Below are 14,473 nucleotides of genomic sequence, written 5' to 3' on the forward strand. Positions count from 1 at the left end.
ATTCTCCGATGACCAGTCTCATCAATGTAGCGCCCTCCATTCTCGCCGCGGACCTCAATCATCTGGGCGATGATCTCGACCGCGTCTCGAACGCCGAGATGATCCATGTCGACGTCATGGACGGCCATTTCGTGCCCAACCTGAGCTTCGGCACGCCCGTGGTTGCCGCTGTGAAGCAGGCGACGCGCGCGCTCGTCGACGTGCACATGATGGTCACGAACCCCGATGAGACCGTCGACTGGTACATCGATGCCGGAGCGGACCTCATCTCCGTCCACTACGAGGCGGCGCACGATCTGCACGGCATCATCGACCACCTGCACGAACGCGGCGTGCTCGCGGGCGTGGTGATCAACCCCGATACGCCCGTCTCGGTCTTAGCCGGCGTCATCGAGGATGTCGACCTCGTGCTCGTCATGAGCGTCTATCCCGGCTTCGGCGGCCAGCACTTCATCGAGGAGACCTACGGCCGTCTGCGCGAGCTCGTCAAGCTATGCGACAAGCACGACGCCTACCCGCTCATCCAGGTCGACGGCGGCGTGAGCCTCTCGAACGCCCGTCAGCTCGGCGCCTGCGGCGCCAACGTGCTCGTGGCGGGCTCCGCCGTCTTCAACGCACATGACCCCGCCATGATCGTGCGCGAGCTGCGCGACCTCGCAACCATCGGCCTCACCGGCCGTGAGGAGTAGCGCCGTGAGCGACCACGACCCGGCTGCCCCGGTCAACCTCGATTACGCCGCCTCGACGCCGATGCGCGCCGAGGCGCTTGCCGCGCAGGCAGCCTACGACGCTTCGGACATCGCCGGTGCGAACCCCAACTCACTTCACACCCTCGGCCGCAAGGCGGCCTCCGAGCTCGAGCGCTGCCGTCGAGACGTCGCGGCCTCGCTCGGCAGGCGCATCCGCTCGAGCGAGATCATCTTCACCGGCGGCGGCACCGAGTCTGACTTCCTCGCCCTGTTCGGCATGGCGCAGGGGGCGCGCGAGCGCGACCGCAACCGCACGCGCGTACTCGTGAGCGCCATCGAGCATGATGCCATCCTCGATAACGTTCCCGCGCTTCGCGCCCAGGGTTTCACCGTTGAGCTCATCGGCGTGTGCCCGGAGGGCTTCATCGACCCCGACGAGCTCGAGCATATGCTCGCCGACGACGTCGGCCTCGTATCCGTCATGCTGGCGAACAACGAGACCGGCGTCGTGCAGCCCATCCGCGAGCTCGCCGCCCGCGCGCATGCGCACGGCGCACTGTTCCACACCGACGCAATCCAGGGCTACCTGCATATTCCCTTCGATGTCGACGTCCTTGGCGTCGATGCCCTTTCGCTTGCGGGGCACAAGGTAGGCGGACCGGTTTCCGCAGGTGCGCTCTACCTACGGTCGAGGACCCCCTTGCGCCCCCAGGTGATGGGAGGCGGCCAAGAATCTGGCCGCCGCGCCGGAACGCAGGACCTGCGCGCCATCGTTGCGCTCGCAGCCGTCGCACGCGAGCTGCACGCGCGGGTGGAGGACGACAGCCAGCGCGTACGCGCCTGGGCCGACGCCCTCTACGCGCGCCTGTGCTCCCATCCGCGCATCCAAGCGACCATGGGCGATTGGACTTGCGTCGAGCGCCTGCCCGGCATCGTGTCGCTGACGGTCGACGGCTACGATTCCGAGGAGCTTGTGCTCAAGCTCGATGCACGCGGCTTCGAGGTTTCGGGCGGATCGGCCTGCTCGAGCGCGAGCCTCGACGCGAGCCATGTGCTTTCGGCCATGGGCATCCCGCGCGAGCGCGCCCTGGGATCACTGCGCATCTCTTTCGACGACCGCTGCGACCCCGCCGACCTCGACCGCTTTGCCGACGCCCTTCTCGATCTGATTGGATAGATTATGCTCGTACGCGAACTTGAAGCCGCGCTGCTGGCGCACTTCCCCCACGAGGATACCGAAAGCTGGGACCACGTCGGCCTGTCGGTCGGCGAGCCCGATTCGGTAGTCGAGCGCGTCGCCATCGCTCTCGATCCCACGCCAGCCGCTGTGGAGGACGCCCACGATGGGGGAGCGAACGTTCTCGTGACCCATCATCCCGTCTACCTCAAGGCTCCCGATGCCTTCACGCCGCTCGACCCCGTCCGCCCCGCCTGCGCGGCGGCGGTGTACCGCGCAGCGCGCCTTGGGGTGAGCATCATCTCGCTCCACACGAACCTCGATCGCTCGCGCGAGGCTCGCGAGCTGCTCTGCGCCCTTCTGGGCTCGACGGCCATCGCCTCGCTCGAGCACCCCGATGATCCGGATGCAACAGGCCTCGGAGCCTATTGCGATGTGCCCGGCGAGCTCACGCTTGCAGAACTCGCCTCCATCTGCCGCAAGCGCTTCGGAGGTGCACCCCGCGTCTGGGGAGACCCGGACGCGCCCATCACGCGCATCGCGGTGCTCGGCGGCTCGCTCGGGTCGTTTGGCGATAACGCCATCGCCCTGGGTGCCCAGGCGGTCGTCTGCGGCGAGGCCGGCTACCACATGTGCCAGGACCTCGCGCTGCGCGGGTGCGCCCCGATTCTTCTCGGCCACGATCGGTCGGAGGAGCCGTTTGGCGCAATCTTGATGAATGCCGTCGTGAATGCGGGCATCGACCCCGCCCACGTGCGTAGAATTACCCTTCCTGAACAATGGTGGACCTCATACGAACAGGAGCGCTCATGAGCCTCGGATCTCTTCTTCTCAAGCTGCAGGACATCGACCTCGCCCTGACGCGCAACCGCGCCGCGCTGAACGCCATGCCCGAGATCGCGGAGCTAGCCAAGAAGCGCCGCGCCCATCAGAAGCTCAAGGCCGACGCCACCAAGCTCTACGCCCAGCGCAAGGACATCGAGACCTACCTGAAGGAGCTCGAGGGCAAGGAGATGGATGCGAACGACGACGTCCGCATTGCCCAGCAGAACACCGACTCCTCCGATTACCGCGCGGTCCAGCAGCTCGAGATCGAGCTCTCGAACCTTGCGAAGCAGCTCGATAAGATCGCCTTCGACCGCCGTGATTACGAGGCCAAGCTCGCCGACATCAAGGCCAAGGAGGAGTACCTAGCCGAGTACACCGCCAAATTCGAGGCCGCTGTGATCGCTGACACCAAGGCCGCGCGCGAGAAGGCGGCGGGCCTCATGGCCGAGGTCGAGAAGGCCCAGCGCCAGCGCGAGCACATCCTCGAGCAGCTGCCCGAGGACATGCGCGTCCGCTACGAGAAGGCCGCCGAGACCCATAACGGTCTTGCCGTCGAGCGCCTCGAAGGCAACGTGCCGAGCGTCTGCCGCATGGCGCTGCAGGCTTCCTCCATGTCCGACCTTGCGCGCACCTCGTCCGAGGTCGTCGAGTGCCCCTATTGCCACCGCATGCTCGTGATGGGAGAGGACGGCGAGGAATCGTGAGCGAGACCGCCGGCACCCCGTGCGTCCTGCTGTGCGTCACTGGATGCATAGCCGCCTATAAATCCTGCGAGACCGCGCGCTGCCTGCAGCGCGCGGGCGCCCGCGTGAAGGTGCTCATGACCGAGCACGCCACGCATTTCGTGGGACCCACGACGTTTCGCGCCCTGACGCACGAGAAGGTCGCTGTCGGGCTCTTTGACGATCCCGAGGATCCCATCCATCACATCTCGCTTGCGCAGGAGGCCGATGTCGTGCTCGTCGCCCCCGCGACGGCGAACATCCTCGCCAAGATGGCTCACGGCATCGCAGACGACCTGATGTCGACCACACTGCTCGCCACCAAGGCGCCCATCGTCGTGGCGCCCGCGATGAACGTGGGGATGTGGGAGGCCGATGCCACCCAGGAGAACGTCCGCACCCTCCAGCGCCGCGGCGTGCATGTCATCACGCCCGATTCCGGCTACCTTGCCTGCGGCGACGTCGGGGGAGGACGCCTGCCCGACCCGTGGCGCGTGGCCGACCTTGCGCTGATGGCCGCTGGCGAAGCGGGCCCGCTTGCCGGCGAGCACGTGCTGATCACCGCCGGTGGCACTCATGAGCCCATAGACCCTGTGCGCTTCATCGGCAACCGCTCGAGCGGCAAGATGGGCGCGGCGCTTGCACGCGCTGCCAGCCGCCAGGGAGCCAACGTGACGCTCGTGTTGGGACCCGCCTCCATCGAGCCTCCCGCCGGCGTGCGCTGCGTGCGCGTCGAGACCGCCGCGGAGATGCTCGCTGCCTCCGAGGAGGCCTTCGAAGACGCGACCATCGCCATCTGCGCCGCCGCTGTGGCGGACTACACGCCTGCGAAGCCCGCCGACCACAAGCTCAAGAAGACGGAGGAGCGCCTCGATACCGTCGAGCTTACCGAGACGGTCGACATCCTGGCAGCGCTGTCCGCCCGCAAGGGAGAGCGCACCGTTATCGGCTTTGCCGCCGAGACGTCGAACGTCGTGGACTACGCGCTTGCCAAGCTTTCGCGCAAGGGCTGCGACGCCATCGTCGCTAACGATGTGAGCCGCGAGGATTCGGGCTTTGGCACCGACACGAACAAGGCATGGTGGATCGATGCGGACGGCACTCACGAGATGCCCTGCATGAGCAAGGAGGGTCTCGCTTACGAGATTCTCCGCCGCGCGACGAAAAGCTAGGGGAGAGCTTCGCCTCACCCGCTCCCTTATCGCCACAAGAGGCGGCCGACTGGTACCAGCCGGCCGCTTTCCTGTTTGTTTGACATCCTTCTTTGGACGTCTGGTACTGGAATGCCATTCGACCGTACGGCCGCCATGAAACTGGGCAGGGGGCCGCTCGCGGGGAAAGTGGTCTATACCTCATAACGCATCTGAATTGAAGTGATATCCGTAACATTTTCCCTGAACGGTCGTTACCTTACGAAATGCTAACAAGAGCATTGCCGTACCCTCATATAGCAGGAGCGGGGAGCTTTGCGTGCGCATGATAGCCTAGAACAGGGCAAACGCCCACAGGCGCGATCGATAAGGAGGAGACAAGATCATGCGCATCTCGAAGAACATCCGCCATGCGATCGTGGCGGGCCTTGCAGGCGCGACCGTTGCCGCCGCCACCTTCGCACCCGCGATGGCATTCGCCGACTACAAGGGGTATCAGGATGTAGCCGCAAACCATTGGGCGGCGTCCAGCGGCGTCATCGACTGGGCCGACCGCAACGACATCGTCAACGGATTCCCCGATGGCTCATGGGGCGCCGACAAGCCGATCGACCGAGCCCAGGCTGCCGCTATCCTCTACAACCTCGCCGGGAACCCTCCGGTGACGGGCTCCCCGCAGTTCTCCGATGCCGACACACTTGGATGGGCGAGGACTGCCGCAACCTGGGCCCAGCAGCAGGGCATCTTCACCGGCACCCAGCATGCTGACGGCCGCGTGACATTCGACCCGTGGGGTCCGCTCACCCGCGAGCAGGCGGCAAAGGTTCTCTGCGTCCTTTCCGGCGGCAAGGGATCCAATCCTGCCATTCTCGACCAATTCCCCGATGGGGACTCCGTTTCCGGCTGGGCGAAGAGCGTTGTCGCCTGGGCCGCAAAGAACGGCATCATCGGCAACGGCGGCAGCCTGAATGGCAACAGCGTCTGCACCCGCGCCGAGTTCGTATCGATGACCCGCACCACCGACAACCGTATCATGCACATCATCGACGACCATACCGACTGGGATGACGACTGGGATGACCGGTTCGACGACTGGGATGACGACTGGGATGATGACTGGGACGACGACTGGGATGATGACTGGGACGACGACTGGGACGACGACCACGACGACTGGGACGACGACCGGGACGATGACGACGACCACGACGATGACGACGACTGGGACGATCGCTGGGACGACTAGTCATCCTTGACGAAACCATATTTCGAATCCTACGAACGGCCATCTGGTATCAGATGGCCGTTCTTTCGCAAACGAGAAGGCCCATTTTGGTCATCTGGTACCAGATGACCAAAATCACAGTAGGTAGTGCGCTCTTTAGGCCGTAATGCGAAAAGGGAACTAAACAAACGAAAAGGCCAACCCGAAGGCTGGCCTTGAAGCTTCTGGTCGGGACGACTGGATTCGAACCAGCGACCCCTTGACCCCCAGTCAAGTGCGCTACCAAGCTGCGCCACGTCCCGAAGCATATGCGCTGTCTCGCTGACAGCAAGGGATACTATACTCACCTCGCTCAAACGATGCAAGGGGGATTTTGAACTTTTTTTCAAATCGACGGAGCCTGTGGCTCCGCCCATGCGCCCCATGCATGCGCTTCGCAAGCCGGCCCTATACGCTGGCCCCAACTTTCCCAATCATACGATATCCGTCACCGAACCCGTCCATCCAGTACCAAACGCCCAAAATAGAGGACCTAACTACCCGGAATTTGTCCGTCTGGCACTGGTTGCCCACGAGACGGCTGCGACGCGCCGCGAGGGGCAACTGCGCATTCTTTTGTGGGGCTTGCGTTACCGGCAGCGCAATCGGGTATCATTCCTCTAGTTTATTGCCGACATGCACAGGGGGAGTGACGTGAGCCTCAAGAAGAAGATCAAAAAGGAGCTCATCGGAACCTCCGACTACCCCTCGAACAAGATCTTCACCATCTCGAATTTCATCACCTTCACGCGCCTGATTCTCACGTTCGTGTTCCTCTATCTGTTCATCACCAACGAGAATCGCTATATCGCGCTGATCATCTACGCCATCGCCGCCTCGACCGACTGGATGGACGGCCAGATCGCCCGCATGACCAAAACCGTCAGCTGGCTGGGCAAGATGATGGACCCGATCGTCGACCGCGCGCTGCTGTTCACCGGAGTGCTAGGCCTTGTCGGCCGTGGCGAGCTGCCCATCTGGGTCTGCGCCCTCATCATCGGACGCGACGTCTACCTCGCCGCCGGCAACACGGTCGTTCGCCGCTACCACAAGCGTCCGCTCGACGTCGTCTACACCGGCAAGATCGCCACGGCCCTGCTCATGAGCGGATTCACCCTCATGCTGCTCGGCCTGCCCATCATCAACGGCCTCAACCTCTTCGGGCCGGAAGCCACGATGTTCCCCGGCCTCAACGGCCAGTCGGTACCGCTGGGTATCTTCTTCGTCTACGGGGGCTGCATCTTCTCGTTGATAACGGCCGTCGTCTACACGATCAAGGGAGCCATGGCCATCAAGAAGGCCATGGCACATCCCGAAGATGAGGACGTCGACTTCCTCAACCCCGAAATCGAGGACTCAGAGGAACCGGTCGACTCCGATGCCGCCATGGCCCACGGTGGGGTAGAATAGGCCTATCTGTTCGATTACCGATTCACGTGGGGAGAAACCATGACCGATATGCTGAATAACCCCTCCGGTGCTAACCTGCCCGGAGATTCGACCTGCGTCTTCCGCATGCCGGTTGATGATGCCACGGTACCTGACCTGATGAAGAGCGCGCAGACCCCCACGCCCGTTCTCACGATCATCAAGGGGCCCCAGACGGGCAACACCTTCGAGCTCGAGGGTCCCGAGACCACCATCGGTCGCGATCCCGCCAACGGCATCTTCCTGAACGATATGACGGTCTCGCGTGCCCATGCCAAGATCGTGAGGAACGCCGCCGGCGTCCTGATCGAGGATCTCGGCTCGCTCAACGGCACGTGGGTCGACGGTGCGATCGTCAATTCCGCGCCCCTGCACGACGGCTCCTCCGTGCAGATCGGCACGTTCACGCTGATCTATCACGAAAGCCAGGCAGAGCGCATCGAAACCGGTGAGTAGCTGTGGCTGAGCGCAGTTACCTCAGCATCGGCCAGGTCGTCAACTTCCTGCGCGGGGCGTATCCGGACCTCTCCAACTCCAAGATCCGCTTTCTGGAGGACGAGGGTCTGATTACGCCGCACCGCACGCCCAAGGGCTACCGTCAGTACTCCAAGGAGGATGTTGACCGCCTCGAGGTCATTCTCCATCTTCAGAAGACGCGCTACATGCCGCTAAACGTTATCAAGCAGAAGCTCGATAGCGCCACGGACCTCTCGACGCTCGCGTACGAGGTCGGACTGCTTTCCGACCTCCCCATGAAGCAGGAGCCCAAGGAGACCCAGCAAAAGCTTCATCCTATCGAGGACATTCCCGATCTTCTCGGTGTCGAGATCTCGTTCATCCGCGCTCTGGCCGACAACGACCTCATCCGCATCGTGCGCAGCCCGCAGAACCGCGAGCTCGTCGATGGGCGCGATTTCAAGATCATCCGCCAGTGCGCCGAGCTCAACCGCTTCCATATCGAGCCGCGCAACCTACGCCAGTACGTCGTTTCCGCCAACCGCGAGTCCCCGATGTTCGAGCAGGTGCTCATCGCGATGCTCGGCTCGGATGACTCCGACGACGAGCGCGACAAGAAGCTCGAGCGCGCGTTCAACAAGCTTCACGACCTGACCGACGGTGTGCATACAGCGCTGCTGAAAAACCGTGTCTTCGAGTCGCTGAACGCTGTCGTCGAAGATGCCGATCTCGATGACATCGACGACAAGATGACCCGTGCCGAGGCGGCAAAGCAGGAGGCGAAGCAGGAGTCCGCAGAAACCTCCCAGCCCGTGCAGAAGGGCAGCCCCCGCCGCGGCCGCACGGCGAAAAACTCCTCGAAGTAGCACGCATCAGATAGGATAAGGACCACCATGGCAGATTTTGATTTCGAGTCGCGCATCGTCAGCATTCCCGACTATCCTCAGCCGGGCGTGATCTTCAAGGACATCACGCCGCTGTTCGCAGATCGCGATGCGCTTTCCGCAGCTATCACCCAGATCGCCGACCACTACAAGGACGCCGGCATCACCAAGATCGTTGCACCCGAGGCCCGTGGTTTCATGATCGGCACGCCCATCGCCTTCCATATGGGTGTCGGCTTCGTGCCCGCCCGCAAGCCCGGCAAGCTTCCCCGCAAGACCGTATCGGTTACCTACGACCTCGAATACGGCACGGACACGATCGAGATGCATGAGGACGCCCTCGATTCGAGCGATCGCGTGCTGATCGTCGACGACCTGTTCGCCACCGGCGGCACCGCGCGCGCTGTTGCGAACCTCGTCGAGAAGATGGGCGCCACGCTCGTCGGCTACTCCGGCATCCTCGAGCTCGACGCCCTGAACCCGCGCCCCGTGCTCGACCCCGATGGAACCCTCGACATCTTCTCCCTCATCCACGTGGGATAACAACGCCAACCATACCGATTCGCGCAGCCCCCGGATGCCACGTGGCATCCGGGGGCTGTCCACTTTCAGGACGGAGATGTTTTCGGACATCGGACGGGACCGGCTGGCCTCTCTGGGGACGTAGCCGGAAGGTGAAATTTAGGGGACAGGCCCCAAACTTGCAGGCGGGCGGGAAGCTTTCATGCTCCCCGTCCGCCTGCAAGTTTGGGGCCTGTCCCCTAAATTTCACCTTCCGGCTACGTCCCCAGAGAGGCCAGCCGGTCCGCGGCGCAGGGGTTCCGCTCGCTGAAATAATGCATGAAATCAGATTGTTTCTGTATAACTCGGGTATCCTTACAGTGGTCTGAACAACGACGGCAGGAAGGATTGCCATGGCCGACACTCAGTTGATGAAGGAAATCGACGGCTGGATCGATGAGAACTGGGAGACCATCGTTTCCGAGATTGAAACGCTCGTGAACATCCCCAGCCAAGAGGACCTCGACCACGCAGGGGAGGGCATGCCCTTCGGCCCCGGCCCGCTGGCTGCGCTGAACGCCGGCCTCGACCTCTGCGACAGGCTCGGCATGAAGGCCGAGAACCATGAGGGCTTCGTCGGCACCGCCGATTACCCCGGCGCCGACGATTCCAAGAAGATCTGCCTCATCGCACATCTGGACACCGTGCCCTGCGGCCCCGGCTGGACCCAGGATCCGCACAAGATGACGCGCCGCGACGGCTTCCTGATCGGCCGCGGCACCCTCGATGACAAGGGCCCTTTCGTCATCGGCGCCTACGCCATGCGCTATTGGCACGAAAAGGGCGTCCAGTTCCCGTACACCATGCGCATGATCCTCGGCTCCAACGAGGAGACCACCCTGCGCGACGTCGAGTACTACCTCGAGCACTTCGGTGAGCCGACCTTCCTGATGACCCCCGATGCCGAGTTCCCCGTGTGCTATGGCGAGAAGGGCATCTACCAGGGTGTCTTCACCTCCGGCCCCATCACCGACTCCAAGATCGTCTCCTGGAAGGCGGGCGAGGCCTTCAACGCCATCCCGACCGACGCGAGTGTGACGGTCGCCGCCGATGCCTCCCAGCTTCCCGCCGCCGACGGCATCACGCTGACCGATAACGGCGACGGCACCGTGCTCATCGCCGCCAAGGGCAAGGGCGGCCACGCCTCTCAGCCGGAGGGCACCAAGAACGCCATCGGCATGCTTGTCGACTACATGCTCGATAACGACCTCGTCTCCGCTTCCGAGCGCCAGTTCCTCGAGCTGCAGAAGACCCTGATCGACGACTACACCGGCGCCGCCGTGGGCGTCGCCGCCTCCGACGACCTCTTTGGCCCGCTGACCATCGTTGGCGGTATGGTCTGGCGCGATGAGGACGGTACGCTCCACCAGTCCGTTGACTCCCGCTATCCCACGACCTTCTCCTGCGCGCAGTTCGAGGAGGGCCTCTCCGCCACCGCCGCGCGCTTCGATGCAACCTACGCCACCGACAACGACACCGAGCCGTTCTATATCGATCCGAACGGCCAGGAGATCCAGCGCCTCATCGGTGTGTACAACGACGTCACCGGCGACGACCGCAAGCCGTTCACCATCGGCGGCGGCACCTACGCGCGCGAGTTCAAGAACGCCGCGGCCTTCGGTCCCGAGATGCCTTGGGTCGAGGTTCCCGAGTGGGTCGGCCCCATGCACGGCGACGACGAGGGCATGAGCGAGGAGCTGCTCAAGACCACCCTCAAGATCTACATCCTTGCCATCAAGGAGATCATGGCGATCGAGTACTAACTCGCTCCGACATAGCCGAACAAAGGCGGCGGCTCGCAATCATGCGGGCCGCCGCCTTCATATGCGTCAACAGTCTGCGCTTTTCAGCGATGGCGCAGTCGCCTAGTGCCGCTTGCCGTCGCTTTCCGCCGCATCGTATCCGCAGTACGAAAGGTAGCTCATCAAGAAGGCCTTGGAGGCGAAGGCCTCGGCTGCACTGCGCACCAGCACGCTTTCGCGCGTGACGACGCGCGCGCTGTCCTCGTGCCGCGTTCCATCGACCGAGAAGGCGTCGGAGACCGCATGGTTGAGCTCGTTGGCGATGTAATCGAACGCAACCTCGACGGGGTAGGTCATGAGCTGGATGGAGAACATCCGCGCGATGGCCTCCATGGAGAGAAACTGCTTGAACACGCAGATGACGAGCAGGCGCGCGATCTGCTCGGAACCGTAGAGCTTCTTCACGGGAGCGGGAAGCAGGCGCTGCTTGACATAGTTGTTCACCATGGAGGGCGTCAGCCAGGGCCCCTCTGCGCACGCATCGAGCGGCGCGAGCACGCTTTCGATGTAGGCGATAACCTGGTCGCGATACAGCTCGACACTGGGCAGCTCATCGTAGCAGGGAAAATGGAACTTCGCGGCAGCCGCGGCCACATCTGATTTGAGGAACGCATCGGGAAGCGCCGTAGGGGAGAGGTCCTCAGCCGCGATTTGACGCGACGTGTCGGACATGGGAATGATCGTTGCCAGCTGTTCCATGGTGCGCTCCGTCCTCAAAGCGGGCTGTGCCCGTATGATGAGCATACTCTTGCGTTCGCCGATTATCTAGATTCGATTATTGTGATATCTAGTTTTCCATACTAGAAGGGGAGTGCTCGACTATACTTGAGGCATCGTACGCTATCGAAAGGATCCCTCGATGTCTTGGGCAATCGTCACCGACTCAAGCTGCAACCTTCGTTCGTGGAAGCCGTCGGCTCCCAACACGACGTTTGCCTCCGCGCCGCTCACCATCCACGTGGGCACCAAGGAGTTCGTCGACGACCCCAATCTTGACGTGGCTGAGCTTAACCGCACGGTAGCGGAATCCAGCGAGGCGTCCTCGAGCTCGTGCCCGAGCGTCGGTATCTGGGCGGAGGCGTTCCGGGCTGCCGACAACGTCATCGCCATCACCATCTCCGCGAACCTGTCCGGCAGCTACGAGGCGGCCTGCACCGCCCGCAACATCGTAATGGACGAGTACACCCGCGAGCATGCGGGCATCGTAGCGGGGAAGAACATCTACGTGCTTAACTCGCGTGCAACCGGCGGCAAGATGGAGCTCATCGTCGAGCTGCTCGATGCGTTTTTGGCCCATAACCCCAACGCGACCTTCGATGAGGTCGTGGCGTATATCGAGCATCTCGACCAATGCTCGACCGTGCTGTTCTCGCTCAGCAGCTACGATAACCTGATCAAGAACGGCCGTATGCCGCGCCTGGCGGGCTCGATTGCAAGCAAGCTCAATATCCGCATGCTCGGATGCGCAAGCGACGAGGGAACCATCAAGATCGTCGGGCCGACGCGCGGCGAGAAGAAGATGTTCCGTAAGGTCGTGAGCTCCATGGAAGGCATGGGATTCAAGGGTGGCCTCGTGTACATCGACCATGTAGACAACGAGCGCGCGGCCACGGAGCTTAAGGGCGAGATCGAAGCGGCATGGCCGAGCGCGACCGTCCGCCTGCTGCCGTGCGGAGGACTGTGCTCGTACTACGCTGAGGAATCCGGTCTCATCATCGGCTTCGAATGGGCATAGGCGGTCTGCGCGATTGATTGACTCGAAGCGCCCTGTATCGGCTTTGTCGATACAGGGCGCGTTTTCGTAATGTGGGGCAGAGATGACCTTCCTAGCTCTCATTCCTTACTTTACATAACATATATTATCGCGATTTTGTAAGACAGTCGAGGTACACCGGTGGATATCCGCCAACTGCGCTAATCCCGATGCTCGCCGCGCGCCCAACGATACGCAATTATTGCTCGCATGCCGTCATCAATGACCTTACCGCATTGAGATCGTCTAAGGTCCAACGCGCACCGCACGCAATCGGTCGCTTGGCCCATACGTGCCGCCGCGCAGCTTCATTCATGCGTACCTTGCCAGTCCCAGTCATCATGATGCGCTCTACGGTCATATTCCCGGCTGTCTCAGTACGGTTGCAATCCATACGAGCCCTTATTCGGCCTCTCAGCGCCTCGCTATTCAAGCTCTTAATTGACAGTCTCATATGGCAGGGCCGACACGCGCAGGCTCTGATGACCCGGTCGCATGTCCAAATATGCAGATATATCGATACACACGCCGTTTTGCAGACTCAAAGAACCACATGCTTGCAACCGTCAATCGTTATCAGCAGATAAACGGTCTCAGGCCTCAAATCGGTCCACCTGTATATACAGAAACGGGCGCGAGGCAAACCTCCTCGCGCCCGACCATCCCCTATCGGATGTATATTTAGGTACCTAACTCTATATGAGATTCCTCAACCTAGTCCAGCGCATGGACGAATCCATACGCAGCCGTCGCCGCGATGGCGCCATCAGACACTGCGGTGACCACCTGACGCAGGACCTTCGTGCGCATATCTCCCGCGCAGTACAGGCCCGGCGTGCGCGTGGCCATGTGCTCATCGGTCTGCACTCCCCCGTCGGCGCCGAGGTCGACAAAGGGGCGAACAAGATCGACGATGGGATCGGTGCCGGCAAACACGAACACGCCGAAGGATCCTTCCGCATACGTCTCCGTCTGCTCCTCGCCCGTCACGTTGTTGCGCAGCGTGATGCTCGACAGCAGCATGCCGCCATCGACCTTGACGATGGATGTCGAATAGCGGACGGACACGTTGGGCTGCTCGAGCAGCTGATCAACACGGCCTTTCGGTGCACGGAACTCGTCACGGCGCACGATCATCGTGACCGACTTGGCGATACGCGACAGGTAGAGGCCCTCCTCGCAGGCAGAGTTTCCGCCGCCGACCACGAAGACGTCTTTGCCCCGGTAGAACATGCCGTCGCAGGTCGCGCAGTACGACACGCCGCGCCCGCGATAGGTGTCCTCGCCCTCGAAACCCACAGTGCGCGGAGCGGCACCGGCCGCAACGATCACCGAGGGTGCATGGAACGACTGTCCGTCAGTCACGACGCCGAAACCACCGTCTTCGGAAGCCGACAGGCCCGTCACCATCGCATACTCCACCGTGGCACCCGCAGCCTCGGCATGATCGAGCATCTTCTGGCCGAGCACTGCGCCGGAGATATCGGGCAGACCGGGATAGTTGTCGATGATGTCCGTCGTCGCGATCTGCCCACCGGGCATTCCCTGCTCAAGCACAAGCGTTTTCATGCTCGCACGAGCGGCATACAGGCCAGCACTGCTGCCTGCAGGCCCTGCGCCGATGATGATGACGTCGTAATCGCCGGTATGATCCATGGCAACCGCCTTCCCCTATGTCCATTTCTTCTCTCGTACCCACCATACCGGAAATGAATCAGTACGTGAAACGTGTGCGATGGCGTCCATAGTGTGGGTCGT

General features: G+C 62.4%; 14 protein-coding genes and 1 tRNA gene. 12 read left to right on the forward strand and 3 right to left on the reverse strand.

The window, feature by feature from the left end:
• The first annotated feature begins 8 nt into the window (after positions 1–8).
• The 6 genes from rpe to H6A16_RS01115 all read left to right on the forward strand — a co-directional run bounded on the left by rpe (position 9) and on the right by H6A16_RS01115 (position 5,813).
• The gene (gene rpe, locus H6A16_RS01090) at positions 9–689 is read left to right on the forward strand and encodes a ribulose-phosphate 3-epimerase (protein WP_204615383.1); all 681 of its coding nucleotides are present in this window, start codon (positions 9–11) and stop codon (positions 687–689) included.
• Between the two features lie 4 nt (positions 690–693).
• Positions 694–1,866: a cysteine desulfurase family protein gene (locus tag H6A16_RS01095; RefSeq protein ID WP_342589696.1), complete on the forward strand. Its 1,173-nt coding sequence runs from the start codon at positions 694–696 to the stop codon at positions 1,864–1,866.
• A 3-nt stretch (positions 1,867–1,869) separates the two neighbouring features.
• Complete coding sequence (locus H6A16_RS01100) at positions 1,870–2,679, forward strand: Nif3-like dinuclear metal center hexameric protein (protein ID WP_204615385.1); 810 nt, start codon at positions 1,870–1,872, stop codon at positions 2,677–2,679.
• Positions 2,676–3,398 carry a zinc ribbon domain-containing protein gene (locus H6A16_RS01105; protein ID WP_204615388.1) on the forward strand — a complete coding sequence of 241 codons (723 nt, stop codon included), beginning with the start codon at positions 2,676–2,678 and terminating at the stop codon, positions 3,396–3,398. Before H6A16_RS01100 ends, H6A16_RS01105 begins: the two co-directional genes overlap by 4 nt.
• Complete coding sequence (coaBC, locus tag H6A16_RS01110; RefSeq protein WP_428830069.1) at positions 3,395–4,588, forward strand: bifunctional phosphopantothenoylcysteine decarboxylase/phosphopantothenate--cysteine ligase CoaBC; 1,194 nt, start codon at positions 3,395–3,397, stop codon at positions 4,586–4,588. Before H6A16_RS01105 ends, coaBC begins: the two co-directional genes overlap by 4 nt.
• Before the next feature lie 364 nt (positions 4,589–4,952).
• Positions 4,953–5,813: an S-layer homology domain-containing protein gene (locus H6A16_RS01115; RefSeq protein WP_204615392.1), complete on the forward strand. Its 861-nt coding sequence runs from the start codon at positions 4,953–4,955 to the stop codon at positions 5,811–5,813.
• A 204-nt stretch (positions 5,814–6,017) separates the two neighbouring features.
• Here H6A16_RS01115 and H6A16_RS01120 read toward each other — a convergent pair.
• A tRNA-Pro gene (locus H6A16_RS01120) sits at positions 6,018–6,094 on the reverse strand.
• Positions 6,095–6,485: 391 nt separating this feature from the next.
• Here H6A16_RS01120 and H6A16_RS01125 point away from each other — a divergent pair.
• From H6A16_RS01125 to H6A16_RS01145, 5 genes are all read left to right on the forward strand, one after another.
• Entirely contained in the window at positions 6,486–7,241 is a 756-nt protein-coding gene (locus H6A16_RS01125; RefSeq protein ID WP_204615394.1) for a CDP-alcohol phosphatidyltransferase family protein, read from the forward strand.
• A 39-nt stretch (positions 7,242–7,280) separates the two neighbouring features.
• Complete coding sequence (locus H6A16_RS01130) at positions 7,281–7,715, forward strand: FHA domain-containing protein (RefSeq protein ID WP_204615395.1); 435 nt, start codon at positions 7,281–7,283, stop codon at positions 7,713–7,715.
• A 2-nt stretch (positions 7,716–7,717) separates the two neighbouring features.
• Positions 7,718–8,581, forward strand: a complete 864-nt coding sequence (locus tag H6A16_RS01135) for a MerR family transcriptional regulator (protein WP_204615396.1) — start codon at positions 7,718–7,720, stop codon at positions 8,579–8,581.
• A 27-nt stretch (positions 8,582–8,608) separates the two neighbouring features.
• The gene (locus H6A16_RS01140) at positions 8,609–9,142 is read left to right on the forward strand and encodes an adenine phosphoribosyltransferase (RefSeq protein WP_204615397.1); all 534 of its coding nucleotides are present in this window, start codon (positions 8,609–8,611) and stop codon (positions 9,140–9,142) included.
• A 371-nt stretch (positions 9,143–9,513) separates the two neighbouring features.
• Positions 9,514–10,923 carry a Sapep family Mn(2+)-dependent dipeptidase gene (locus H6A16_RS01145; RefSeq protein WP_204615399.1) on the forward strand — a complete coding sequence of 470 codons (1,410 nt, stop codon included), beginning with the start codon at positions 9,514–9,516 and terminating at the stop codon, positions 10,921–10,923.
• A 102-nt stretch (positions 10,924–11,025) separates the two neighbouring features.
• Here H6A16_RS01145 and H6A16_RS01150 read toward each other — a convergent pair whose 3' ends face one another.
• Positions 11,026–11,661 (reverse strand): DUF1836 domain-containing protein, encoded by a 636-nt coding sequence (locus tag H6A16_RS01150; RefSeq protein WP_239458097.1) that lies wholly within the window; start codon positions 11,659–11,661, stop codon positions 11,026–11,028.
• Positions 11,662–11,821: 160 nt separating this feature from the next.
• Here H6A16_RS01150 and H6A16_RS01155 point away from each other — a divergent pair, with 160 nt between their 5' ends.
• Positions 11,822–12,697, forward strand: coding sequence for a DegV family protein (locus H6A16_RS01155; RefSeq protein ID WP_204615401.1), 876 nt, complete (start codon positions 11,822–11,824; stop codon positions 12,695–12,697).
• Between the two features lie 732 nt (positions 12,698–13,429).
• On the opposite strand, the gene H6A16_RS01160 is transcribed toward H6A16_RS01155, so the two are convergent.
• The gene (locus tag H6A16_RS01160; protein WP_204615403.1) at positions 13,430–14,371 is read right to left on the reverse strand and encodes an NAD(P)/FAD-dependent oxidoreductase; all 942 of its coding nucleotides are present in this window, start codon (positions 14,369–14,371) and stop codon (positions 13,430–13,432) included.
• Positions 14,372–14,473 lie beyond the last annotated feature (102 nt).

This window comes from Collinsella tanakaei, from assembly GCF_016900375.1.
GTDB lineage: Bacteria > Actinomycetota > Coriobacteriia > Coriobacteriales > Coriobacteriaceae > Collinsella.

Excerpts from the sequence above, each read along its gene's own strand:
- rpe (WP_204615383.1), top strand. The coding sequence starts at position 9 with ATGACCAGTCTCATCAATGTAGCGCCCTCCATTCTCGCCGCGGACCTC.
- H6A16_RS01100 (WP_204615385.1), top strand. The coding sequence starts at position 1,870 with ATGCTCGTACGCGAACTTGAAGCCGCGCTGCTGGCGCACTTCCCCCAC.
- H6A16_RS01105 (WP_204615388.1), top strand. The coding sequence starts at position 2,676 with ATGAGCCTCGGATCTCTTCTTCTCAAGCTGCAGGACATCGACCTCGCC.
- H6A16_RS01115 (WP_204615392.1), top strand. The coding sequence starts at position 4,953 with ATGCGCATCTCGAAGAACATCCGCCATGCGATCGTGGCGGGCCTTGCA.
- H6A16_RS01130 (WP_204615395.1), top strand. The coding sequence starts at position 7,281 with ATGACCGATATGCTGAATAACCCCTCCGGTGCTAACCTGCCCGGAGAT.
- H6A16_RS01140 (WP_204615397.1), top strand. The coding sequence starts at position 8,609 with ATGGCAGATTTTGATTTCGAGTCGCGCATCGTCAGCATTCCCGACTAT.
- H6A16_RS01145 (WP_204615399.1), top strand. The coding sequence starts at position 9,514 with ATGGCCGACACTCAGTTGATGAAGGAAATCGACGGCTGGATCGATGAG.
- H6A16_RS01150 (WP_239458097.1), bottom strand. The coding sequence starts at position 11,661 with ATGGAACAGCTGGCAACGATCATTCCCATGTCCGACACGTCGCGTCAA.
- H6A16_RS01155 (WP_204615401.1), top strand. The coding sequence starts at position 11,822 with ATGTCTTGGGCAATCGTCACCGACTCAAGCTGCAACCTTCGTTCGTGG.
- H6A16_RS01160 (WP_204615403.1), bottom strand. The coding sequence starts at position 14,371 with ATGGATCATACCGGCGATTACGACGTCATCATCATCGGCGCAGGGCCT.